At 65.1% G+C, this 24,495-nt stretch carries 16 protein-coding genes; 8 read left to right on the forward strand and 8 right to left on the reverse strand.

Annotation, left to right across the window (positions count from 1 at the left end; translation table 11 throughout):
* Positions 1–401 precede the first annotated feature (401 nt).
* Together H2O77_RS02205 and nhaC are read left to right on the forward strand one after the other, a co-directional pair.
* Positions 402–1,511, forward strand: a complete 1,110-nt coding sequence (locus H2O77_RS02205; protein WP_043333184.1) for a hybrid-cluster NAD(P)-dependent oxidoreductase — start codon at positions 402–404, stop codon at positions 1,509–1,511.
* A gap of 215 nt (positions 1,512–1,726) precedes the next feature.
* The gene (gene nhaC, locus H2O77_RS02210) at positions 1,727–3,259 is read left to right on the forward strand and encodes a Na+/H+ antiporter NhaC (RefSeq protein ID WP_240548678.1); all 1,533 of its coding nucleotides are present in this window, start codon (positions 1,727–1,729) and stop codon (positions 3,257–3,259) included.
* Positions 3,260–3,818: 559 nt separating this feature from the next.
* Here the strand turns inward: nhaC and H2O77_RS02215 are convergent.
* The gene (locus H2O77_RS02215) at positions 3,819–4,709 is read right to left on the reverse strand and encodes an AEC family transporter (RefSeq protein WP_054555340.1); all 891 of its coding nucleotides are present in this window, start codon (positions 4,707–4,709) and stop codon (positions 3,819–3,821) included.
* A 372-nt stretch (positions 4,710–5,081) separates the two neighbouring features.
* On the opposite strand from H2O77_RS02215, the gene glyA reads away from it, so the two are divergent.
* The 6 genes from glyA to purU all read left to right on the forward strand — a co-directional run bounded on the left by glyA (position 5,082) and on the right by purU (position 13,071).
* Positions 5,082–6,392 (forward strand): serine hydroxymethyltransferase, encoded by a 1,311-nt coding sequence (gene glyA, locus H2O77_RS02220; RefSeq protein WP_215823810.1) that lies wholly within the window; start codon positions 5,082–5,084, stop codon positions 6,390–6,392.
* A 141-nt stretch (positions 6,393–6,533) separates the two neighbouring features.
* Positions 6,534–7,784 carry a sarcosine oxidase subunit beta family protein gene (locus tag H2O77_RS02225; RefSeq protein WP_215823811.1) on the forward strand — a complete coding sequence of 417 codons (1,251 nt, stop codon included), beginning with the start codon at positions 6,534–6,536 and terminating at the stop codon, positions 7,782–7,784.
* Between the two features lie 25 nt (positions 7,785–7,809).
* A complete protein-coding gene (locus H2O77_RS02230; RefSeq protein ID WP_043333138.1) occupies positions 7,810–8,136 on the forward strand; it encodes a sarcosine oxidase subunit delta in 327 nt (108 codons plus the stop codon).
* On the forward strand, positions 8,133–11,240 hold the full coding sequence (locus tag H2O77_RS02235; RefSeq protein WP_215823812.1) for a sarcosine oxidase subunit alpha family protein: 3,108 nt from the start codon (positions 8,133–8,135) through the stop codon (positions 11,238–11,240). Before H2O77_RS02230 ends, H2O77_RS02235 begins: the two co-directional genes overlap by 4 nt.
* Positions 11,233–11,934 (forward strand): sarcosine oxidase subunit gamma family protein, encoded by a 702-nt coding sequence (gene soxG / locus H2O77_RS02240; protein WP_240548679.1) that lies wholly within the window; start codon positions 11,233–11,235, stop codon positions 11,932–11,934. Before H2O77_RS02235 ends, soxG begins: the two co-directional genes overlap by 8 nt.
* Positions 11,935–12,195: 261 nt before the next feature.
* Complete coding sequence (purU, locus tag H2O77_RS02245; RefSeq protein ID WP_054555342.1) at positions 12,196–13,071, forward strand: formyltetrahydrofolate deformylase; 876 nt, start codon at positions 12,196–12,198, stop codon at positions 13,069–13,071.
* A 133-nt stretch (positions 13,072–13,204) separates the two neighbouring features.
* On the opposite strand, the gene fhuB is transcribed toward purU, so the two are convergent.
* The 7 genes from fhuB to H2O77_RS02280 form a co-directional block, all read right to left on the reverse strand.
* Entirely contained in the window at positions 13,205–15,325 is a 2,121-nt protein-coding gene (gene fhuB, locus H2O77_RS02250; protein WP_240548680.1) for a Fe(3+)-hydroxamate ABC transporter permease FhuB, read from the reverse strand.
* The gene (locus H2O77_RS02255) at positions 15,312–16,355 is read right to left on the reverse strand and encodes an ABC transporter substrate-binding protein (protein ID WP_240548681.1); all 1,044 of its coding nucleotides are present in this window, start codon (positions 16,353–16,355) and stop codon (positions 15,312–15,314) included. Before H2O77_RS02255 ends, fhuB begins: the two co-directional genes overlap by 14 nt.
* Before the next feature lie 8 nt (positions 16,356–16,363).
* A complete protein-coding gene (locus tag H2O77_RS02260) occupies positions 16,364–17,131 on the reverse strand; it encodes an ATP-binding cassette domain-containing protein (RefSeq protein ID WP_043333135.1) in 768 nt (255 codons plus the stop codon).
* A 99-nt stretch (positions 17,132–17,230) separates the two neighbouring features.
* Positions 17,231–17,998, reverse strand: a complete 768-nt coding sequence (locus H2O77_RS02265) for an RNA polymerase sigma factor (RefSeq protein WP_215823813.1) — start codon at positions 17,996–17,998, stop codon at positions 17,231–17,233.
* A 227-nt stretch (positions 17,999–18,225) separates the two neighbouring features.
* Complete coding sequence (locus H2O77_RS02270; protein ID WP_215823814.1) at positions 18,226–20,943, reverse strand: GNAT family N-acetyltransferase; 2,718 nt, start codon at positions 20,941–20,943, stop codon at positions 18,226–18,228.
* Complete coding sequence (locus H2O77_RS02275) at positions 20,940–22,511, reverse strand: SidA/IucD/PvdA family monooxygenase (RefSeq protein WP_215823815.1); 1,572 nt, start codon at positions 22,509–22,511, stop codon at positions 20,940–20,942. The genes H2O77_RS02270 and H2O77_RS02275 overlap by 4 nt, the downstream gene beginning before the upstream one ends.
* Complete coding sequence (locus H2O77_RS02280) at positions 22,504–24,138, reverse strand: aspartate aminotransferase family protein (protein WP_240548682.1); 1,635 nt, start codon at positions 24,136–24,138, stop codon at positions 22,504–22,506. Before H2O77_RS02280 ends, H2O77_RS02275 begins: the two co-directional genes overlap by 8 nt.
* Positions 24,139–24,495 lie beyond the last annotated feature (357 nt).

The following is a 24,495-nucleotide window of genomic DNA, read 5'->3' on the forward strand; positions in this document are numbered from 1 at the left end:
GCAGGCAGAGTGCCGCTCGCTCGACAGGATAGTCAGCGTGGAAGTTCAGGCAGTCCGCATGACATCTGAGTGGCATTGCCACGCATGGATCGCAGTGTGGCTGAGGTCAAGTCACGACTTATGTCTGATGGCGACGCTCAATGATGTATTTCCGACGCCGGTCGTCTGCGCAGGGGCTTTGAGGCACAGGCAGGCGTAGCGATGAGGCGGCGGCAGGGCGCTGCGGGGGCGGGATTGGAGTGATCGGGCATGTTTCTGTCGTGCACGGATAAATGCTTGCCGGGCGCTGACTCGACAATCCTGAGCATGTCCCACCGTTGGCCGCGCACGCAGCGCAGGGTGGCCTGACACTGTCTCTTCAAGAACATGTCTCCAAGAACAACATGCCCAGCGAGGCCTTCATGAGCACCACTCTCAGCAACTTCAATCCAGTTACGACGCAGACCTGGACCAACGGTCGACATAGCGTGCGCTGCGTGAAGGTCATTCAGGAAACCTGGGACGTTCGCACCTTCTGTTTCATGGCCGAACAGCCGGTGATGTTCTTCTTCAAGCCGGGGCAGTTCGTGACCCTGGAGCTCGAGATCGATGCCCAGCAGATCATGCGCTCCTACACCATCTCCAGCTCACCGTCGGTGCCCTACAGCTTCTCGATCACCGTCAAGCGCGTGCCGGGCGGGCTGGTCTCCAACTGGCTGCACGACAACCTCAATGAAGGCGATGTGCTGGCGGTGCACGGCCCGGTCGGCAACTTCAACTGCATCGACTACCCGGCGGAACGCATTCTGATGCTGTCCGGTGGCGTGGGCATCACGCCCTTGATGTCGATGGCGCGCTGGTACTTCGATACCAATGCCAATGTGGACATCTCCTTCGTGCACAGTGCGCGCAGCCCGCGCGACATCATCTTCTGGCGTCAGCTCGAGTTCATGGATTCCCGCGTGCCGGAGTTCAACATGCACGTCATCTGTGAACGCTTCGAGACCGGCCAGACCTGGTCCGGCTATCGCGGCTATCTCACCGATGCGATGCTCGAGATGATCGCGCCGGACTTCATGGAGCGCGAGATCTTCTGCTGTGGCCCCACGCCCTACATGAATGCGGTCAAGCATCTGCTGCGCAGCCACGGCTTCGACATGAGCCGCTATCACGAGGAATCCTTCGGTGCCACGCCGGTCGATGTCGAGGAAGAGGCCATCGAGCAGGCCGAACAGGCCGAGGTGCTGGCCGATGAGCTGGACCGCTCCGATCTCACGCGGGTCGAGTTCTCCGCCACCGGCAAGTCGGTGCAGATCGCCCCGGGCGAGACCGTCCACGCCGCCGCCGCCAAGCTCGGCCTGCATATTCCCAAGGCCTGCGGCATGGGCATCTGCGGCACCTGCCGGGTGCAGAAGGTCTCGGGCGAGGTCGAGATGGAACACAACGGCGGCATCACCGATGAAGACGTCGCCGAAGGCTTCATCCTGTCCTGCTGCAGTGTGCCCAATGGCGATGTGGTGATCGATTACTGAGGATCTGAGGTTCTAGTGGAGAGCGTCTTTTCACCACAAGATGAAGTTGGTGACAGTCCCCGGCGAGGTGAATGAATCTCGCGCAAGTGATAGGCGGAAAGTCGTAGACGATGTCGCATACAGGGAGGCCGGTGACGCTGTCAGTCATCTGTCGGGACATGGGTCGGTTAGCGTGGGGGTACAACAAGTAAAACTGGCTAATGGAGCAATGTCTCATGACTCGTGATGTCGATGCACCGCAACGCCCCTCCCTGCCCATGGCCAGCTTGCCTATCCTGGCAACGCTGGCCGTGTTGGCCCTGCAACTGTTTGTCTTCGGTGAATTCACTCCGCACGTACCGCTGATCTGTGGCGTCGCGATGACGGCGCTGGTCGGCTGGAAGCTGGGCCACGGCTGGTCGGCGATGGAAGAGGGCATGATGCGCATCGTGCGTGTCGGCCTGCCTTCCATCGCGATCCTGATTCTGGTCGGCATGACGGTCGGGGTTTGGATCGCCTCCGGCAGCGTGCCGATGATCATCTACTACGGACTCAAGCTGGTCTCGCCGGAATACTTCCTGGCGGCGGCCATGCTGCTGTGCGCGGTGGTCTCGGTAGCGCTGGGTACCAGCTGGGGCACCGTGGGCACGGTGGGGCTTGCGCTGATGGGCATCGGGGCCGGCTTCGGCATTCCGCCGTGGTGGACCGCCGGTGCGGTGGTGTCCGGCGCCTTCTTCGGTGACAAGGTCTCGCCGCTGTCGGATACCACCAATCTGGCGCCGGCGGTGACGGGCGTGAATCTGTTCGCGCATATCCGCAACATGATGCCGACCACCATTCCCGCCATGCTGATCGCACTGGTGATCTACCTGATCGCCGGTAACCTGCTCGCCGCCGGTCAGGTACTGGATCTCGAGCGCATCACCGCCATCACCGAAGGGCTTTCCGGACACTTCACCTTCAATCTGTGGGTGCTGATGCCGCCGCTGCTGGTGATGACGCTAGCCGTTGCGCGCATGCCGGCACTCCCGGCGCTGTTCGTCGGGGTGCTGGCCGGAGCGGTCGTGGCATTCGGCGTACAGGGCGAGGCGGTCAAGGCGCTGTTCGGCTATATGCAGGGCGGCTACGCCTTGAGCACCGGCGTGAGCGAGATCGACAGCCTGCTCAATCGCGGCGGCATCATGTCGATGGCCTGGGTCATCCTGCTGGTGATGATCGCACTGGCCTTCGGGGGATTGCTGGAAATCATCGGCTGTCTGGAGGCGCTGTGTGCCGCGGTGCTGGTCAAGGTGCGCGGTATCTTCGGGCTGCAGGTCGCGGCCAGTTCCACGGCGGCGCTGACCAATGTCATCGCGGGCGACCCCTACCTCTCCATCGCTCTGACGGGACGCATGTACGCGCCGATCTATCGGGGTGAGGGATACTCGACGCTCAATCTGTCGCGCTCACTGGAAGAGGGCGGCACGCTGATCTCGCCGCTGATTCCCTGGAATGCCGGTGGTGCGGTGGTGGTCAGTTCACTGGGGCTGATGGCCGGTGGCGCGGGCATGGAGGGGCTGCTGTACATTCCGCTGGCCTTCGCCTGCTGGCTGTCACCGTTGCTGGGGCTGCTCTACACCCTGCTTGGACGCTTCATCATTCGGGCCGATGATGATGAGCGCGCCGAATGGCAAGCGAGGGGACATGCCGTGACAACGCTGGCCCAGCTGCGTCAGCAGCAGGCCGAGGGCCTGGCGGGACTGCCAGCCGCCACGCCCGAGGTGCGCTGACAGTCTGCTCGGCATGAGTGCTCTAAGACTTCATGCTCAGGTTCATGAGCAAGTCGACTCGCGCAGGAAGACGGCACAAACCATCTGGAGGTGCAGACGACTTCGGGGCTACCCTTCAGATGTTGCCACGTGAATGAGCGCATGCAGTGCAGGGGGCTCTGCGGGAAGTCCCGCCAGGCCATGCCAGGGTTTGCCCTGGTGCCATAAGCACAAGGCCCCGTTGGGCTGCATGCCACCTTCAGCTGCGGGTCGAGAGCGGAGAGCGTTCACGTCAGGTCCACGACTGCCACTCCAGTCACGGGTTTGGTCAAAAGGGCAATGATGACACAGGGGAACAGTGCGCCACCTCCAGGCCGGGAGCGGGTGCCAGCAGGACTACAAGGCTGATCGTCGCAACAGGAAGCGCCGTGCTGCTCAATATCGGGATGGTGCAATACCGTCTTCTTCACGGCACGGCAGTTTCCGCAGGAAGGTGTCACACGACCACGCAAGCTCAGGCTCGCGTGGTTTTTTTGTGCCTGTCATTCACTGGGGGAATGCTCGGGCCGCTTCCGTCGGGTCAGCCCAGTGTCGCCCCCATCGCCGCCAGCAGCATGGGCAGATAGAGGAAGGCGGCGAGCGTCGAGCAGAACACCAGCGTGGCCACGTACTCCGGCTCACGCCCGGCCTTCTGGGCGAACATGTAGTTGTAGACCGCCACCGGCATGGCCATCTGCATGGTCAACACGTGCAGCGCCAGCGGGGGCAGGTCCAGCAGGGTGCCGATCCCCCAGGCACACAGGGCGGCAAAGGGAATGCGCAGGACACTGAAGCCCACGCCCGCCGCCAGATTCTTGACGCGAATGCTGGCCAGCGACACGCCCAGGGTGATCAGCATCAGCGGCACGGTGAAGCCGGAGATCAGCTCCAGGCTGTTGGCGACGAAGCGTGGCATGTGCACATCGCAGAGCAGCATGAGGGTGGCGACGATGCTGGCCCAGATGGTCGGCGAGCGCACCACGCTGCGCAGCGGGTTGCCGCTGGTGCTGGCAAGCCAGGCGCCGAGGGTGAACTGCAGCAGTGACATGGTGACCATGATGGTGATGGCGTAGGCGAAGCCGGCCTGGCCGAAGGCGTAGAGCGAGACCGGCAGGCCCATGTTGCCGACGTTGGAGAACAGCAACGGCGCCACCGCCACCTTCCAGGGCTTGCCGATCAGGCGCGCGAAGGGCCAGCTCAGCGCCAGCAGCAGAGCCATCACGGACAGCGTCGCCAGGCCCGTGCGCAAAAAGCTCGAGTTGTCGATCTCGGCGCTGCCCAGCGCATTGAGGATCAGCGCCGGCGTGCCGATGTAGAGCACCAGCCGGGTGACGAAGGCCATCGGGTAGTCGTTGCCCAGCCTGACCCAGAAGAAGCCGATGGCGGCGCCACACAGTACCGGTGCCATCACCGCCAGCAATTCCATCAGCATATTCTCAACTCCCTTCCTCAGGCGCGCGCTTGCATGGATCAGTCGTCATCCGGCGCCTGATCGCACGATATCGGTGTCTAGCATACCTGCCCGCAGGGGCTTCGGTGTAGCGCCAGTGGCGGGCAGCCACTATTCGCAGCAGCTCTGTACGGGCCATCGAGATGTCGCTTTTGCCTGCCGATGTCGCATTCGCGCTGCGGGGTGACGCTGACAAGCAGTTTGCCGCAGGGGGGCAGGGCTAGTATCGGGTCAAGACAGCCACTCAAGGCCTTGGCGCCGGCTGACTCGACAGGATTTGAGCGAACAGACGATCACTGATCACCCTTCATCGATCCACTCCAACAACAACGATCCGCTTACCGGAGGCGCGCAATGTCTCAGCAACATGGCTACACCCGTGATGACCGACTGGCCAGACTCGACCCTGCACTGGCCGAGGCCATCCTCGAAGAGACAGCGCGTCAGGAAGCGCATATCGAGCTGATCGCCTCCGAGAACTATGCAAGCCCGCTGGTGATGGAGGCTCAGGGCAGCCAGCTGACCAACAAGTACGCCGAAGGCTATCCGGGCAAGCGCTACTACGGCGGCTGCGAATTCGTCGACAAGGTCGAGACACTGGCCATCGAGCGCGCCTGTGCGCTGTTCGGCTGTGACTACGCCAACGTGCAGCCGCACTCCGGCGCCCAGGCCAACGCGGCCGTGTTCATGGCACTCGTCTCGCCGGGTGACACCATCCTCGGCATGAGCCTGGCGCATGGTGGTCACCTGACCCACGGCGCGGCCCCCAACTTCTCCGGCAAGCACTACAACGCCATCCAGTACGGCCTGACCGAAAGCGGCGAGCTGGACTACGAAGAGATGGAGCGTCTGGCGCGTGAGCACAAGCCGAAGATGATCATCGCCGGCTTCTCCGCCTACTCGCGCGTGGTCAACTGGCGTCGCTTCCGCGATATCGCCGACGAGATCGGCGCCTGGCTGATGGTCGACATGGCCCACGTGGCCGGTCTGGTCGCGGCGGGTCACTACCCGAGCCCGCTGCCCTACGCCCATGTCGTCACCACTACCACCCACAAGACGCTGCGCGGCCCGCGCGGTGGCCTGATTCTCTCCGCCACCGGTGATGAAGCGCTGCACAAGAAGCTCAATGGCGCCGTCTTCCCCGGCCAGCAGGGCGGCCCGCTGATGCACGTCATCGCCGCCAAGGCCGCGGCCTTCAAGGAAGCGATGAGCCAGGACTTCGTCAGCTATCAGGCCCGCGTGATCGCCAATGCCCGTGTGATGGCCGAGGTCTTCATGGCGCGCGGCTATGACGTGGTCTCCGGCGGTACCGATGACCACCTGTTCCTCGTCTCGCTGATCCGTCAGGGCGTGACCGGCAAGGACGCGGATGCCTCACTGGGCCGCGCCCACATCACCGTCAACAAGAACAGCGTGCCGAATGACCCGCAGAGCCCCTTCGTGACATCCGGGCTGCGCATCGGCACTCCGGCCGCCACCACGCGCGGCTTCGGCGAGGCGGAATGCGAGGCACTGGCCGGCTGGATCTGTGATCTGCTCGACGCGCTGGCCACCGGCGAGAGCGCCAAGGTGGAAGCCGAGGTGCGCGGCAAGGTCGAGGAAGTCTGTGCCCGCTTCCCGGTCTACGCATCGGACAGCGTGACCGACCCCGCCGCGCTTGCCTGAACAAGGCGCTGGCGAGAGACAACGATAACAACGACACATGCCGCAAGCGCAAAGACATCACTCGGGTGACTACAACAGACATCACTCGGGCGAGAGCACCGGACAGCGCTTGCGGTGGCAAAGATGTGAGGAGGGTGGCAAATGCAGCGTTACTCGGGATTCGGGCTGGTCAAGCATGCGCTCAGCCACCATGAGAACTGGCAGAAGGTCTGGCGTAGCCCAGAACCCAAGAAGGAATACGACGTCGTCATCGTCGGTGGCGGCGGGCATGGTCTGGCCACGGCCTTCTATCTGGCCAAGGAGCACGGCATCACCAATGTCGCGGTGATCGAGAAGGGCTGGTTGGGCGGCGGCAATACCGCGCGCAACACCACCCTGGTGCGCTCCAACTATCTGTGGGACGAGGCGGCGGCGCTCTACGAGCACTCCATGAAGCTGTGGGAAGGCCTGTCCCAGGATCTCAACTACAACGTGATGTTCTCTCAGCGTGGCGTGCTCAACCTGGGCCACACCCTGCAGGACATGCGTGACATCCAGCGCCGCGTGAATGCCAACCGTTTGCAGGGCATCGACGGCGAGGTGCTGGATGCCCAGCAGGTGCAGGAACTGGTGCCGGCGATGGACTGCTCGAGCCGCGCACGCTACCCGATTCTCGGCGCCTCCTGGCAGCCGCGCGGTGGCGTGGCGCGTCACGACGCCGTGGCCTGGGGCTTCGCGCGCGGTGCCGACAGTCTCGGCGTCGACCTGATCCAGCAGACCGAAGTCACCGGCTTCCGCAAGCAGGATGGCGCCATCGTCGGGGTGGAAACCTCGCGCGGCTTTATCGGTGCCAAGCGTGTCGGCGTGGTCACCGCCGGCAACTCCGGCGTGATGGCCGAGAAGGCCGGCTTCCGTCTGCCGCTGGAATCCCACCCGCTGCAGGCGTTGGTCTCCGAGCCGCTCAAGCCGATTCTCGACACCGTGGTGATGTCCAACCACGTCCACGGCTATGTCAGCCAGTCGGACAAGGGCGATCTGGTCATAGGTGCCGGCATCGACGGCTACGTGGGCTATGGCCAGCGTGGCAGCTACCCGACCATCGAGCACACCCTGCAGGCCATCGTCGAGATGTTCCCGATCTTCTCGCGGGTGCGCATGAACCGTCAGTGGGGCGGCATCGTCGACACCTGTCCGGACGCCTGTCCGATCATTTCCAAGACGCCCGTGAAGGGGCTCTATTTCAACTGCGGTTGGGGTACCGGTGGCTTCAAGGCCACGCCGGGTTCTGGCAACGTCTTTGCCTGGACACTGGCCAAGGGGCGCACCCATCCGCTGGCAGAACCCTTCTCCTATGACCGTTTCAACACGGGCAAGCTGATCGACGAACACGGCGCCGCTGGCGTCGCGCACTGAACCTGCCGTCAGGAGACGACCGACCATGATGCATATCTTCTGTCCCTACTGCGGCGAGCTGCGCGAGGAAGAGGAATTCCACGTCAAGGGCCAGGCGCATATCGAGCGCCCGAAGGACCCCGAAGCCTGCTCCGATGCCGAGTGGGGGGATTATCTGTTCTTCCGCAACAACCCGCGTGGCGTCCACCACGAGCTGTGGATTCACGCCGTGGGCTGTCGCAAGTATTTCAACATCACCCGCCACACCGTGACCTACGAGATTCTCGAGACCTATCGCATGGGCGAGCAGCCCACCATCACCGGTGAGACGAAAGCCGATCCGACCACGCAAGCCAAGGGGGTGAGCGCATGAGCCAGCAAGACAACCAGACCGCCGCTGCCCCGCGCCGTCTCGCCTCGGGTGGACGCATCGACCGCGCCACGCCGCTGACCTTCACCTTCAATGGCAAGCGCTATCAGGGCCTGGCAGGCGATACCCTCGCCTCGGCACTGATGGCCAACGGCCTCGACGTGCTCAACGCCAGCTTCAAGTATGCGCGTCCGCGCGGCCTGGTCGCCGCCGGTGCTGAAGAGCCCAACGCCATCCTGCAGCTGGGCAGCACCGAAGCCGGCCAGGTGCCCAACGTGCGTGCTACCCAGCAGGCGCTTTACGACGGCCTGGAAGCCCACGCCGTCAGCGGCTGGGTCAAGGCGCAGAAGGACCTGATGAGCCGCTTCCTGCCGCAGGTCGGCAAGCTGGGCGGCAAGTTCATGCCGCCGGGCTTCTACTACAAGACCTTCATGGCGCCGGCCTCGCTGTGGATGACCTACGAGAAGTACATCCGCAAGGCTGCCGGTCTCGGGCGTTCTCCGCTCGAGGAGGATCCGGACATCTATGATCACCTGCATCAGCACACCGATGTGCTGGTGATCGGCTCCGGCCCGGCGGGCCTGATGGCGGCGCTGGTCGCGGCCCGCAGTGGCGCGCGCGTCATCCTGTGTGACGAGCAGGAAGAGCTGGGTGGCTCACTGCTCTCCATGTCGGCGGACTGCCTCGATCAGACCCTGGACGGCCAGCCTGCCATCGAATGGCGTGACGCGGTGCTTGCGGAACTCGAAGCCTGCGAGGATGTGCAGCTGCTGCCGCGCACCACCGCCAATGGCTACCACGATCACAACTTCGTGACCCTGCACGAGCGCCGTACCGAGCATCAGGCCGACCTCGCGCCCTTGAATGCCCGTGGTGCGCGTCAGGCACGTTCACGCCTGCACCGCGTGCGTGCCCATCGCGTCATCATGGCCACCGGCGCCCACGAGCGGCCACTGGTCTACAGCCACAACGATGTGCCGGGCAACCTGCTGGCCGGTGCCGTCACCACCTATCTGACCCGTTACGGCGTCGCCGCCGGTGACAAGCTGGTGCTGTCGGTCAACAACGACCACGCCTATCGCGCGGCACTTGCCTGGGCGGCGGCCGGTCGTGAAGTGGTCGCGATCGCCGATGCGCGTCCGGCACCTGCCGGCGTGATGGTCGAGGCGGCGCGTGCCGCGGGCATCCGCATCATCGCCGGCGCCGCCGTGATCGAGGCCAAGGGCGAGCGTCGCGTGACAGGCGCGCGCATCGCGGCCATCGATATCGATGCCTTCAGCGTGACGGGGGCAGTGGAAGAGCTCGCCTGCGACACCATCGCAAGCTCCGGCGGCTACAGCCCGGTGGTTCACCTGGCGGCGCACACCGGTGCGCGTCCGGTATGGAGCGACGAAATCCACGGCTTCCTGCCCGCGCTGGGCGCACCGATGCTCAAGGGCTTCGACGCCTGCGGCGCAGCCAACGGCAGCTTCGCGCTGGAAGATGTGCTGGTCGCGGCCTATGCCAGCGGTGTCGCCGCGGTGGAAGCCTGCGAGTTCGAGACCGCCCAGGCCGAGGTGCCTGCGATCTCCGAACTTGCGGAAACGCCGATGCTGCCGCTCTATCAGGTGCCGCATGACAAGCCCACCGCTCGCGCGCCCAAGCAGTTCGTCGATCTGCAGAACGACGTCACCGCCGCCGGTATCGAGCTCGCCACCCGCGAAGGCTTCGAGTCCATCGAGCACGTCAAGCGCTACACCGCGATGGGCTTCGGCACCGACCAGGGCAAGCTGGGCAACATCAACGGCATGGCGGTCGCCGCGCGCTGTCTGGGGCAGACCATCCCCGACACCGGCACCACCGTGTTCCGTCCCAACTACACGCCGGTGACCTTCGGCGCCATCGTCGGCCGCCACTGCGGCGAGCTGTTCGACCCGATCCGCTACACCGCGATGCACGAATGGCACGTAGCGCAGGGCGCCAGGTTCGAGGATGTCGGCCAGTGGAAGCGCCCCTGGTACTACCCGCAGGGCAGTGAGGACATGCATGCCGCGGTTGAGCGGGAGTGTCTGGCGGTGCGCGAGAAGGTCGGCGTGCTGGACGCCTCGACCTTGGGCAAGATCGACATCACCGGTCGCGATGCGCGCGAATTCCTCAACCGCATCTACACCAACGCCTGGGCCAAGCTGGGCGTCGGCAAGGCGCGCTACGGCCTGATGTGTCACGACGACGGCATGGTGATGGACGACGGTGTCACCACCTGTCTGGCCGAAGACCACTTCCTGATGACCACCACCACCGGTGGCGCGGCCTCGATTCTGGAATGGCTGGAGCTGTGGCACCAGACCGAATGGCCGGAACTGGACGTGCAGATGACCAGCGTCACCGATCACTGGGCGACCCTGACCGTCACCGGCCCCGAGGCGCGTGCGCTGGTCGGCGAGCTGACCGACATCGACCTTGACCGTGACAGCTTCAAGTTCATGGAAGTGCGTGAAGGGCTGATCGCCGACATCCCCGGGCGCATCTTCCGCATCTCCTTCACCGGCGAGCTGTCCTACGAGCTCAACGTGCCGGCCAACTACGGGCTGCATGTCTGGAAGCGTCTGTTCGAGTGCGGCAAGAAGTACGGCCTCACGCCCTACGGCACCGAGACCATGCACGTGCTGCGCGCCGAGAAGGGCTTCATCATCGTCGGTCAGGACACCGATGGCTCGATCACCCCGGAAGATCTCGGCATGCAGTGGTGCGTCGGCTACAACAAGCCGTATTCCTGGATCGGCAAGCGTGCGCTGTCGCGTCCGGATACCCGCCGCGACGACCGCAAGCAGATGGTCGGCCTGATTCCGACGCGCAAGAAGGCCGGCGATGAGCGCATCGTGCTGCCGGAAGGCTCGCAGATCGTCTTCGACCCCGAGCACGCCATCCCGATGCCGATGGTCGGCCACGTGACCTCCAGCTACTACAGCCCGACGCTGGGACATGGCTTTGCGCTGGCGGTGGTCAAGGGCGGTGCCAAGCGCATCGGCGAGACGGTGTTCCTGCCGCAGGCCGATGGCACGACGCTGGAAGCCGAAATCACCTCACCGGTGTTCTACGACAAGAAAGGGGAGCGCCAGCATGTCTGATGCCACCACACTCGACCCGCAAGCGGGTGCCGCCGTCGATGCGCAGCCGCAGGACATGACTAGTTCTCAGACGTCGGTGATCGACCAGCGCCCGACGCCCGAGGTCCACGCTCAGTGCGCCCGTTCGCCGCTGGCGCATCTGTTCACGGCCCGCGATGACGGCGATGCCGGCATCGTGCTGCAGGAAAAGGCGTTTCTCGGTCACCTGACGCTGCGCGGTGACCCCGCGCAGCCGGGCTTCGCTGAGGGTGTCGAGGCGGCGCTGGGTCTGGCGCTGCCGTTGACGCCGGCGACCCTCCATCAGAATGAGGGCGGTCGCTCGATCCAGTGGCTGTCACCGGATGAGTGGCTGATCCTGGTACCCGGCGAGGAAGCCTTCACTGTCGAGAAGGCGCTGCATGAGGCGTTGGCCGGCCGCTATCAGGTGGTCAACGTCAGCGGTGGCCAGACCGTCATCTCGCTGAGTGGCGACCAGGCGCGTCAGGTGCTGATGAAGTCGACGCCCACTGATGTGCACCCGCGTGCCTTCCCGGTCGGACGTGGCGTGCCGGCGGTGTTCGCCAAGGCGACACTGGTGCTACGCCGCGTCAGCGAGAGCGAATTCGAGCTGGTGGTGCGCAGAAGCTTCGCCGATTACCTCGGCCGCTGGCTGCTGGATGCCAGCGAGGAATTCGGGGTCTGCATCAAGGCCTGAGGCCTGAGGCCTGAGGCCTGAGGCCTGAGGCCTGAGGCCTGAGGTCTGCGTCTGGAGAGATCTGCGTCTGGAGAGAGGTCTGTCGCAGGCGCACGCAATGACCTGAATCGACTGCCAGGGGCCTTGCCCGGGCCAGGAGGCGGGCTTCAGAAATACTGAAGCCCGCCTCAATAATATTGGTTTGTCGCGCAGGGCCTCGGATGCAACCCTGACGTTGCTGCTTCCAACAATAGATAATCCTTACATGACAGGCACCTACGTATGCGTGATACCTGGATTCTGACCGCCCAATGTCCCAGCCGCATCGGCACGGTGGACGTCGTGACACGCTACCTGCGCGAGCAGGGCTGCTATATCACCGAGCTCAATTCCTTCGATGACCGCCTGTCGGGGCGTTTCTTCATCCGGGCCGAATTTCGTCCGCAGACCGAGGCCGGTGCCCTCGATGACGGCTTTGATGCCGCGAGTTTCGAGCAGGGCCTGGGCACGCGTGCCGCCGACTTCGAGATGGACGTCAGCCTGAGTGCGCCGGATGAGCGCATGAAGGTGGTCATCATGGTCTCGCGCTCGGACCACTGCCTGAACGACCTGCTCTACCGGCATCGCATCGGCCAGCTGCCGATGGACATCACCGCCGTCATCTCCAACCATCCGGACATGGCACCGCTGGCCGAGTGGCATGGCCTGCCGTATCACCACCTGCCGATCACCGCCGAGACCAAGGCCGAGCAGGAAGCCCAGGTATGGCAGATCGTGCAGGACACCGGGGCTGAGCTGGTGATTCTGGCGCGCTACATGCAGGTGCTGTCGAGCGACATGTGCGAGAAGCTCTCGGGGCGGGCGATCAACATCCACCACTCGCTGCTGCCGGGCTTCAAGGGCGCGCGCCCCTATCATCAGGCCTACGAGAAGGGCGTCAAGCTGGTCGGTGCCACCGCGCACTACATCAATGATGATCTCGATGAAGGGCCGATCATCACCCAGGGCGTCGAGACGGTGGATCACGCCCACTATCCCGAAGACCTGATCGCCAAGGGCCGTGATATCGAGTGCCTGACCCTGTCGCGTGGTGTGCGTTATCACCTCGAGCGTCGTGTCTTCCTGCATGACAAGCGCACGGTGGTGTTCGGAAACTGAGCCCGAGCTGCGTCCGTCAGTTCACGCAGTTCACTCAGTTCATGCAGTTCACGAGCTCCAAAACGTCCACCAACGACGAAGCCCGCGACCTTTCGGTGGCGGGCTTCGTCGTTTGTGCGTGTGCGTATGCGCGTCAGCTTCTGCGCAGGCTCCACAGGAAGTAGCTGCCGCCGATCAGCGAGGCCATCAGGCCGGCGGGGATCTCGTAGGGCGAGAGTAGCTGGCGGCCTAGCCAGTCGGCCAGCACCATCAACAGCGCGCCGCACAGCACCGCGCCGAGCATGTGCTCGCGGGCGCGGCTCAGCCCCAGCAGACGCGCGAGATGCGGGGCCAGCAGGCCGACGAAGGACAGCGGACCGACGATCAGGGTCGCCAGCGCGGTCAGCACCGCTACCGCACCCAGCAGCACCAGGCGGGCGCGGGTCACGCCGATGCCCAGCGCACTGGCGCTCGCCATGCCCAGCGGCAGGATATCCAGCCAGCGCGCCAGCGGACGCACCAGCAGGACCGCGATGATCGCCAGCGCGAGCACGCCGACCGCCGCGGAGAGGCCCACGTAATAGGTGGAGCCGGACAGCCAGGCCAGAATCTGCTGACCGCGCGGGTCACCATCGGCAAGGATGATGCCGCGCACCGCATCGTAGAGCGCCGTGATCGCCACCCCGCACAGCAGCACGCGTTCGGGAATGAAACCACTGCGATGATTGAGCACCACCAGCAGCGCCAGACAGGCCAGCGCCCCGCAGATGCCTGCGCCCAGCAGGGTCAGCTGCCCCGGCGACGGGACCAGCAGCAGCGTCAGCATCAGGGCGATGGCGGTGCCGCCGCTGATGCCGAGAATCTCGGGGCTGGCCATCGGGTTGCTGGTCAGACGCTGCAACAGGGTACCGGCCAGGGCCAGCAGTACGCCGGCGCCTGCCGCCGCCAGTACCCGTGGCAGGCGGAAGTCCAGCACGCTGGCCTGGCCGGCCATCAGCTGTTGGAGCATGTCACTGCCCAGGGTCCAGCCATCGGCGCCATTGCCGACCAGCAGGGCCAGCATCAGGGCCACGCAGACCCCGGCCAGCAACCAGCCGAGCAGGCGGTCGGGGCGGGGATGGCGATGCGTCAGTGACATGCCGTGATGGCTGGCGGGGCCAGCCCCCTGCGCCATCTTGAGGCGCGGAATCAGCCACAGCAGCAGCGGCGCGCCGAGGGCCGCCGTCATCGCGCCGGTCGGGATCAGGTTGGGCAGCAGGCCATCGAGACTGGCGACCACCTGGTCCGTCACCGCCAGCAGCAACGCCCCGAACAATGGCGCCCACAGCAGGCGCTGGCCCAGGCGGCGCGCGCCCATCAGGCGCACGCAGGCTGGCGCGGCCAGACCGATGAAGCCGATGATGCCCAGCACGCTGACCACGCAGGCGCTCAGAAATACCGCCAGTCCCAGACTCATCAGGCGCAGCTTGCGCAGCGAGACGCCCAGGCTTCTGGCATTGGCCTCGTCGAGGTCCAGCACCGCCAGCGGACGCATCAGCACCAGCGCCAGCAACATGCCCGGCAGCAGGCGGGTGAGCAGCGTGATCACGCCATCCCAGCTGTTCTGGGCCAGCGAGCCTGCACCCCATACCAGGGTGCCGTGCAGAGCCTCCTGATTGAACAGCAACAGCACCATCCCCAACGCGCCGATGTAAAGGTTGACCACCAGCCCCGCCAGCACCACCACGGTCGGCGACATGCCTCGCGCCCAGGCCAGCGCGAACACCAGCCCCATGGCGGCCAGGCCACCGGCAAGCGCGACCCATTCACGGCCCAGCTGGAAGCCGTCTCCTCCAAGACCCGTGCCGGCCATCAGTGCCGGGGCGAACAGCGTCGCCAGCATCATCGCCAGGCTCGCGCCACTGGCGACGCCGAGGGTAGTGGGCGCGGCCAGTGGATTGCGCAGCACCTGCTGCATCAGCACGCCGGCCATGCCCAGCGCGCCACCGGCCAGCAGCGCGCAGACCAGGCGCGGCCACCAGCTGATATGCGCCACCAGCTGCGCAGAAAGCAGTGCACTGTCTGCCTGGCCAAGACTGGCCGCAGCGCTGAAGTCGGGCGATGCCCACAGTGCGGTCAGACCCTGCATCAGGCTCAGGCCTTCACGGTTGAGCGCGAGGCTGCCCAGCACCACAAGGGCCAGGGCCAACAGGCTGCAGGCCCGGCCCGGCGTGAGGTGCAGCGGGCGACGGCCTGATGCGGGGCGGGTGCTCATGGCCTGCTCAGTGGTTGCCATCGGTGGTCTCCCCCTCAAGTGTCGACTCGCCGTCGAGCTCCTTGTCCGTGTGCTTGGCGAGCAGATGCTCGTCAAGTAGATGGCTGGCGAGCAGTTCGGCGAAACGATTGGCCGAGGGCAGGGCGCCGAAGCTCCAGACCGGCGGCAGGAACAGTGGCGCCGAGGCCTGGCTGTTCTCGCGCACGCCGGGCATGGCCTGCCACAGACCGTTATGCGCCAGTGCCTGGTGTCCGCCGGGCGGCAATGGCTCCACCACCACCATGCGGCCCTTCAGCGTCACCAGCTTCTCGAGACTGACGGTGGCGAAGCCCCAGGCGTTGGTGTCCCCTTGCCAGGCGTTGTCGATGCCCATGCGCTCGATCACGGCCTGGAACAGGCTGTTGTCGCCGAAGATGCGCACATGGCGGTCATCCATGAATTGCACCATCAACAGCGGCAGGGGCGATTGACCCTTGCGTGCCGCCTGCTGGCGCAGCGCCGCGTTGTAACCGGCGAGGCGAGCGGTACTCAGGCGAATCAGCTGTTCGGCCTGTGGCTCGCGCTGCGTCAGCTTGCCCAGCTGGCGGGTCGCCTTGACCAGTGTCTGCCAGGTGTCGGCGTCCGGGGTATAGATGGCGATGCTGGTGACCGGCGCGATGGCCGACAGGCGCGGCGCGAGGCTGGACAGCATCGGGCTGATCAGGATGTCGGCGGGGGCGAGGGCGGCCAGCTGCTCCAGATTCGGCTGGGTGCGCAGGCCGAGATCCCGCGTGCCCTGCGGCAGCGCCGGTTGGGCCACCCAGCTTGCGTAGGTCGCGACCTGACCCACGCCTATGGCGCGTACCCCGATTCCGGTCAGGGTCTCGGCCAGGGTCCAGTCCAGTGCCACGATGGGGCGATCGACGAAGCCGGCCGGTGGCCGGGCTGTCTGTTTCATCGCTGTCTGTTTCATCGCAGCCACGTCCGCCGCTGTCTCGTCTGCCACTGCCTCATCCGTCGTGGCAGCGCTGGCGGCCCCCACCGACAGCAGGCTCAGACTGATCAGTGCCAACAGCCACTTCATAGCGGCACCGCGATCTGCTGCTGGCTCTGCGGCGGGGTGATCACCTGCATCTCGACGCCGTAGATATCCTTGAGCGTGACGGGGTTCATCATCGCGTCGGGTGCGCCTTCAGCCAGCACCTGGCCGCCGTGCAGCGCCACCAGGCGATCGCAGTAACGCGCGGCCAGATTGATGTCGTGCAGCACGATGATGATACCCAGCCCGAGGGTGTGGCTCAGGTGCGAGACCAGCTCCATCACCTCGATCTGATGGGCGATATCCAGCGCCGCCAGCGGTTCATCCAGCAGCAGATAACGACTGCCCTGGGCCAGCAGCATGGCCAGCCACACGCGCTGACGTTCGCCACCGGAGAGGGTATCGACCTGCTGTTCGGCGAAGGCTTCGGTGTGGGTCAGCGCGATGGCGCGCTCGATGGCTTCTTCATCCTTGGGGCCGGGACGGCCGAGCAGGCCGTGCCACGGATAACGGCCGAAGGCGACCAGCTCGCGGCCGGTCAGCGCTTCGGCCGCCGGCAGATGCTGCGGCAGGTAGGCCACCGCCCGCGCGAATTCCCGACTGCCGAACTGCGAGAGCGGGCGATCGTCCAGCGCCAGCTTGCCACTGGTCGGCGTGTTCTGACGCGCCAGCAGCTTGAGCAGTGTCGACTTGCCGGAGCCATTGTGGCCAATCAGGCCATGCACCTGGCCGGGGGCGAAATCGAGAGACTGCGTCTTGAGCAGGCAGCGCTCGCCGAGGTCAAAGCGCAGGTGGTCGAGAGTGAACATGAAAGCATCGTCATCCGTGGTCAGGGCGTCAGGCTAAGGGCGATTCATTCTGGGCGACATGACGCGGAGACGTTCGCCCATCCGTGCTCCGCGGGGCCATCAGTGCTGATCGCCTCTTGCTGTCGGGGCGTCATCACGCCGGCTTCGTCGTCGCGCCTTGCCGGGCGCGGTTGACGTTTGGCGCACGGCTGGCGGCGAGTTCGTGGTGTCCTGTTGGCTGGCGGCGCAGTCGCGGCTGACTTCATTGCGATAACAGCCCGCCGCGGCCAGCCGCATCTCGCAGTGCTGCTGCGCCTGGGTGACGTAGCGGCCTGCCATGCGCTCGGACACGCCGAGTCGCTCGCCGATCTCGCGCTTGGTCAGGCCCTCGAGGCGATACCAGGTCAGGGCGAGGCGAAAATGGCCCGCCAGCTCGGAGAGTGCCGCATCGACGACCTGCAGCTTCTGGCGGCGCGCCAGGCTCCTCTCCGGGTCCAGATGGGCGGCCGCCACGCGCTCATCGCCCTCGGACACCGATTCGAATTCCGGTGCGCGGGACTGGTGGCGGTGATGGTCGATGATCAGATTGCGTGCGATGCGAAACAGCCAGGCGCGCGGGTTGGCGGGCCAGTCTCCGGTCAGGCGCAGACGCAGATAGACCTCATGGCTGATGTCTTCCGCCAGCTCATGCGAGCCCAGCTGGCGCACCAGAAAGCCGGTCAGTTCGTGACGATGCTCGGCAAACAGCTGGTCCAGCGAGTGACGGTATTGCTGTGCAGCACAAGCCTGCAGCTCAGCGGGCGTTTCAGCTTCTGGCCCGTGTGCGTCAGGCGTTCGCTCATCCGTGTCGCGATGAGGCCGAACTGGGGGCTTGGCGTGAGAGGACATCCACGGCTCGCAATGAGATCTGTCGTGATGGGAGGGTAATGGTATTGTTGTTACGAATCATTATCAATGATTGTGTGTCAGACACGCCAAGGACCGCCCCCGAATGTCTCGAGGGCGGTCCCGGTGCTGCTTGGTCGTAGTTAGCTGGTCTTGGCTGACGGGCCGTAGCTGACGGGTCATGGCGATCACCAGGTCATCGCGACCTGGTGATCGCCAAGCGTCACCGCCTAGCGGCGGGCGAAGGCCGCGATGGGGTTATCCAGCTCGCCCTTGAGCTGCAGGGCGCCGGACGGATCGGTGAGATCGACCATCTGCTGGTTGTTGCGCAGCTGCAGGCGGTTGAGGCACGACAGCGTGAAGCGCGGCGCGAACAGGTCATGACGCGCGAACTTGTCGGCCATCTCCGGGTGGGCATCCTGGTAGTCATGGATGCAGGCCGCGACGCGAGACCAGAAGGCCTCCTCCGTCATCACCTGCTCGCGCACCAGCAGCGGTACCGCGAAGCGGAAGATGCAGTCGAAGACATCGGTGAGCAGCGACAGGATGCGGATCGGTTCCGGCACCTCGACCACCAGACGCTCGACCCCTTCCGGCAGTTCGAGTGCACGCGTCTCCTCGGTGGCGAACAGCGCCGCTTCCTCGGCGATGTCCTTCATCAGCGCACCGCACGGCACGCCATCGCGCAGACGCATGATCAGGTTCTCGCCGTGTGGCATGAACACCAGGTCGTGCTTGAAGTAGCAGTGCAGCAGCGGCGTCATGTAAGCCGTCAGCCACTTGTCGATCCACGCTTCGGCGCCGATGCCGGAGCGCTCGATCAGCGCCGGCAGCAAGGCCTTCTCATCGTTGTCGACATGCAGCAGCGCGGCCATGGTCATCAGGCGCTCGCCCTCGTCCTTGACGTCTTCCGGGCTCTCGCGCCACAGGCTGGCCAGCATCTTGCGATAGCCGACGGCCGCCGGGTCCGCGTCTTCCAGCACATCATCGCGATAACCGATGGCCGCGACTTCACGCAGCAGGCGGAAGCCCCACTTCTCGAAGGACGGGTCCGAATCGATCAGGCCCTGCAGCCACTGATTGATGACCGGAGTGGCACGCATGTAATAGGGTGACAGGCCGCGCATGAAGCCCATGTTGAGGATCGACAGCGCCACCTTCACATAGCGGCGATTCGGCTGATTGCGGTTGTAGAGCGTGCGGATCGACTGCTGCGCCTGATAGCGGTCCTCCCCCAGGCCGAGACAGACGATGTGCTGACTGGCGATCTCGGCGGCGAAGGTGATCGCCAGCTTGTGGCTCCACTGCCACGGGTGTACCGGCATCATCAGGTAGTCGGAGGGCGCAAGACCCTTCTCGGTCAGCTGCTGTTCCAGGCGGGCGAGCTCGGCTTCACCCAGCTCTTCCTCGAGCAGACGGCGCGGATCGAGACCATCCACGGCCGAGTAATGGGCGTTGTCGCGATGCACGGCGATCCACACCAGCGAGAACGGCTGCGCGGCTTCCGGCGCGTAGGCGCGATAGTCCAGCGCATCGAAGCCCATGCGGCCATTGTTGGCGACGAAGCACGGATGGCCTTCGCTCATTGCCGATTCCAGGGTCTGGAAGGAGGCACCTGCCAGCACGCGGGCGGACTGATTCTCGCGCACGGCGCGCTGCATCTTCCAGGCGCTGGAGGCGAGCGTGGCGCTGACCTCCTCGAGATAGACCGGCAGCAGGCGCGGCGGAATCTCCAGCACGTCGTTGAGTTCCAGAATCAGCTCACGCGCGTCCAGCGGCAGGGCGTTGCCGTCGGCATCCAGACGCTGGATGGAGGCGGCATCGATCAGCCAGTGATCGAGCTGGAAACGGCGCGCCACGAAGCGATATTCCGCCGCGCGGCGGCTGACCGGCGGCGTGTCGCTGACCTGCGCCGCCAGCGGCAGGCGGAAGTGATGCCAGTTGTCATGGCTCTGGCAGGCGGTGCGGGTACCGCAGTCATCGGCGCATTGCGGATGGATCAGACGCTCGTGGCTGAACTCGGCCAGCGCCTTGCGCACCAGCAGGCGATTGGCCTGCTGCCAGTCCGGCCCGGTGAGATGCTGGCTGGCCGCGACCGGGTTGGCGGTCACGCCGTTGTCCAGACGCGGGCTGCGGCTGGCCAGGGCGGCGCGGAAGTCCTGCGGGGTGCAGAAGCACAGGCGCGCCGGCTTGCCGTCGAGATCCAGCGGGCCATGATCGACGAAGCCCACTGCGGCATTCAGCGGATGAATGGCGCGATTGCGGCTGTCCGGCTCCACCACCACACGGGTCACGGGACGGACTGCATCTTTCCCTTCATCGGCATGCTCATCGCGGAACTGGCCGGCGAAGATCATCGCCATGATCGATTCGATCACCGCCCGCGAGAAGCCGCTGATGGGGACCTGGTCCTCGCTGCGCGGCGCGACGAGGAAGTGCATGCCGAAGTCGCCGGGCTGCACACTGTAATGCTTGCCGAGCGGGTCGTGCGCCGGGTCATAGAGCTCGACCAGAAAGGCCGGCTGGTCATTGTAGAAACCGACCCAGCCTTGGGCGTGCTGGCTCTCTTCCAGGCCCTGGTAGAAGTCGTACTTGGTGGTGATGAGGTCATCACTCATGCCCCAGAAGCTGGCGCGTTCACCGCTGGTCCACTCATCCACCATCGCCATGTCGGCGGCAAGGTCGAGCGGGCGCAGCGCGAATTCGGCGCGCTCGCTCGTGCTGTCATCCTGCGGCTTGCGCAGGCGTGCCTGGGCTTGCTCCAGCTCCACCGCGCGGCGGGTGAAGCGCGTTCCCGGCGCCGGGCTGAGCAGATCGAGCGGTGCCGGCGCGGCGAGTGAGGTTGTCCCGAACAGCTGCTGTGACGGTGTCGCTGCACTGTGAGAACTTGCCGCGCTGCTGGACTGTTCGGCGCTTGCGGCGCTGGTGATGTCGACTGGCATGTTCATGCGGTGGTCTCCCGGTGTTGCGGTGCAGCGGTGTGAGTCGTGTCGGCCTGGGTGTCAGAGACGGTGCCAATAGAGGAGCTGTCGGTAGAGGCGGTGCCGGCGTGAATATCCGTCTCGCCGTAGGGCAGGTGTGCGGCGGGCAGCGGTGTGAAGCCATTGCCACAGCCCTTTTCAGAGCCGGGCGCGCCGAAGCTCTGGAAGGCGATGCGGCTCTCGATGGTATAGACCTCACGACCGGTGATGGCGCGCAGGATGCAGCTGTTGCGATAGCAGGCCATGCCCAGGTCCGGCGCGGCCAGCGAGTGGGTATGCAGCTCGGCATTCTGGACGAAGATCTCGCCGGCGAACGGTGATTGATCGCCCTCGTTGCCGTCGGCATCCGCGGTGCTTTGCGTGTCGACGGCGTAGAAGCGACCGACGGCGTAGCGGCCTTCCTCGTCACGACGAATGCGCGATTCGATGCTGCGCAGGAAGGGCGGCGCCACGTAGTGATAGCCCGTGGCCAGCACCACGGCGCTGGTGTCATGACGCCAGGCCTGCTGCTGTTCGCGCTGATAGAGACCCAGCGTGAAGTCGCCGTCGGTCTCTTGCTTGTTCAGCGAGGTCAGTTCGGTATTGGTCATCAGGGTGGTGGGCACCACGCCTTGCAGCTGCTTGGCGTAGAGGGTGTCGTAGATCTCGTCGATCAGCTCGAGATTGATGCCCTTGTAGAGGCCCTTCTGGGTCGCCAGCAGGGTATTGCGCTGCTCACGCGGCAGGGCGTGGAAGTAATCGATGTAATCCGGCGAGGTCATCTCCAGCGTCAGCTTGCCGTATTCCAGCGGGAAGAAGCGCGGCGAGCGCGTGATCCAGTTGAGCTGGTAGCTGTGCTGGTCGATCTCGCGCAGCAGGTCGAGATAGATCTCGGCGGCGCTCTGGCCGGAGCCGATGATGGTGATGGCCGGCTGGGAGGTCAGTTCCTCCTTGCGCGCCAGATAGTGGGCGTTGTGGCACACGCGGCTGCCCGCGACCGGCACCACGTCACGCACGGCGTCGGCGGCTTTCGGCAGGTAGGGCTGGGTGCCGGTGCCCAGTACCAGCTTGCGTGCGCGATAGGCGAAGGCTTCGCCGGTACTGGGGCGAGTGCCGCGTACGATATAGATGTCGCCGACATGCTGGATGTCCTGGACGTCGTGATCGAAGCGCAGGCAGCTCAGCTCGCGCGCCGCCCACTGGCAGTACTGGTTGTACTCGCGACGCAGCAGGAAGAAGTCTTCGCGGATGTAGAAGTTGTAGAGCTTGTCATGCAGCTTCAGATAGTTGAGGAAGCTGAAGTGGCTGGTCGGGTCGGCCAGCGAGACCATGTCCGCCATGAAGGGCGTCTGCATGCTGGCATCTTCCAGCAGCATGCCCGGGTGCCAGTCGAAGTCGGCCTTGCGCTCGAGGAAGACGCCCTGGACGTCTTCCAGCGGCTCGCTCAGACAGGCAAGGCTGAGGTTGAAGGGGCCGATGCCGATGGCAACGAAGTCCAGCACATCATCGCGCGCTTCCAGAGTGTATGTGACGTGAGGGTTCGAGGTGTCATGCATGACGGCTTTCCTTGGCTTCTGTGGTGTGACTGCGACGGCTGGCGGTCGGAATGTCGGCCAGTGGTGCGCCATGGTTCGGTTGGGCGGTAGTGCTGACGGCCAGCTGATGCGCCTTGACCAGCGCCTGGCCGTGCTGGCGGATCAACTCGACCACGGCGGCCAGGTCTTCCTGGCGCGTTTCCGGGTTCAGGAGGGTGAACTTCAGGTACTGACGGCCGGAGACCTTGGTGGCGGCAACGATGGCCTCACCGCTGCGTGACAGGCGCTTGCGGATCTCGCGGTTCAAGGCGTCCCACTGCTCGGCGCTGAGGGTCTCTTCACTGGCGTCATGGAAGCGGAACACCAGGGTGCTGAGCTCCGGTGCCTGGACGACATCGATGTCCGGCGCCGCCTCGAGCAGCTGGTAGCCCTCGCGGGTGAGGCCGATCACGCAATCGAGCATGTCGCCGAGGGCATCGGCGCCCATCAGGCGCAGTGTCATCCACAGTTTCAGGGCGTCGAAACGGCGCGTGGTCTGCAGACTCTTGTTGACCTGATCCGGCGTGCCTTCGCGGGCCTGAAGCTCCGGGTTGAGGTAGTCGGCGTGATAGGTGACGTGGCGCAGCTGGGTGCGATCACGTACCACGCAGGCACTGCAGCTGACCGGCTGGAAGAAGGTCTTGTGGTAATCGATGGTGACGGAGTCCGCCATCTCGGTGCCCTTGAGCCAGTGACCGTGGCGGCGAGAAGTGATCAGACCGCCGCCATAGGCGCCATCGACATGGAACCAGATGCCGCGGGCGTGGCATTCACGACCGATGGCCTGCAGCGGGTCGATGCTGCCGAAGTCGGTGGTACCGGCAGTGGCGACCACGGCCATCGGGATCAGGCCTTCGGCGCGGGCGTTGTCGAGGGCGTCACGCAGGGCCACGGGGTCCATGCGGCGGCGCTCATCCACGGCGACCGGGATGACGGCGTTGTGGCCGAGACCGAGCAGGGCACAGGCCTTCTGCAGGCTGAAATGGCTGATGCCGGAGGCGAAGACGCGCAGGCGTCCGGCTTCCGGCGGCAGGCCGTGGGTCTGGTTGCCGGGGTGGTTGGGCAGCTTCTCGCAGACCGCATCACGGGCCAGCAGCAGTGCCATCAGGTTGGATTGGGTGCCGCCGCTGGTGAAGATGCCATCGGCGGTCGGACCCAGCCCCAGGCGCTCGGTGGTCCAGTCGATCAGGCGCTGCTCGATCAGGGTGCCGCCGGCGCTCTGGTCCCAGGTGTCGAGTGAGGAATTGATCGCGCCCAGCAGGCTCTCGGCCCATACACCGGGCAGCACGACCGGACAGTTGAGGTGCGCGATGTAGCGGGGGTGATGGAAGTAGACGGCATCCTTCAGGTAGAGCGACTTGAGCTCCTCCAGACCAGCTTCGAGGTTCTCGAGGGGCGTCTCGAGGTCGAGGTCGGCAAAGGCCGGACGCAGGGCCTCCGGGGTGATGCCACTGAACGGCTTTTGAACACTGTCGAGCTGTTCAGCCACCAGCTGGCTGATGCGGTCCATGCCTGTCTGCCAGGCATCCATGTTGGCAGGCGAGAACAAGGCGGCGCGTGGCGAGCTGGACAGTGAGCGCGCACAGGCGTCGGTCTGGGCGTCAGACACGGAGGATCCTGCGGCAGCGCCGTAGGTGGCGGCGGAATCTTGAAGGCTGTGCATTACATAACCTTATGCGAATGTTCGCAGATAAAGACTTGGAAGAGACTCGCAGCCAGCTGGGACAGATGGCTCAGGTGCGAGGACCAGTCAGGACATTCATCAAGTGCCGCGTTTGCGGTCGTTGTTGTTGGTGAAGCTGTTGGCAAAGCCGTCGGCGTGGTCAGTCACGTCTGCCGTGGGCATCGGCAGAGTGAGTCGTCACCGAGCGCCCCTGTATCGGGCAAATACGGTGTCATGTGCTGGACACGCCAGAGCTATCAGACGATGAGGGGTTCAGGGCGATGGTGCCGGCGACATCCTTGC

It is taken from the genome of Cobetia sp. 4B (assembly GCF_018831605.1).
Taxonomy (GTDB): domain Bacteria; phylum Pseudomonadota; class Gammaproteobacteria; order Pseudomonadales; family Halomonadaceae; genus Cobetia; species Cobetia amphilecti.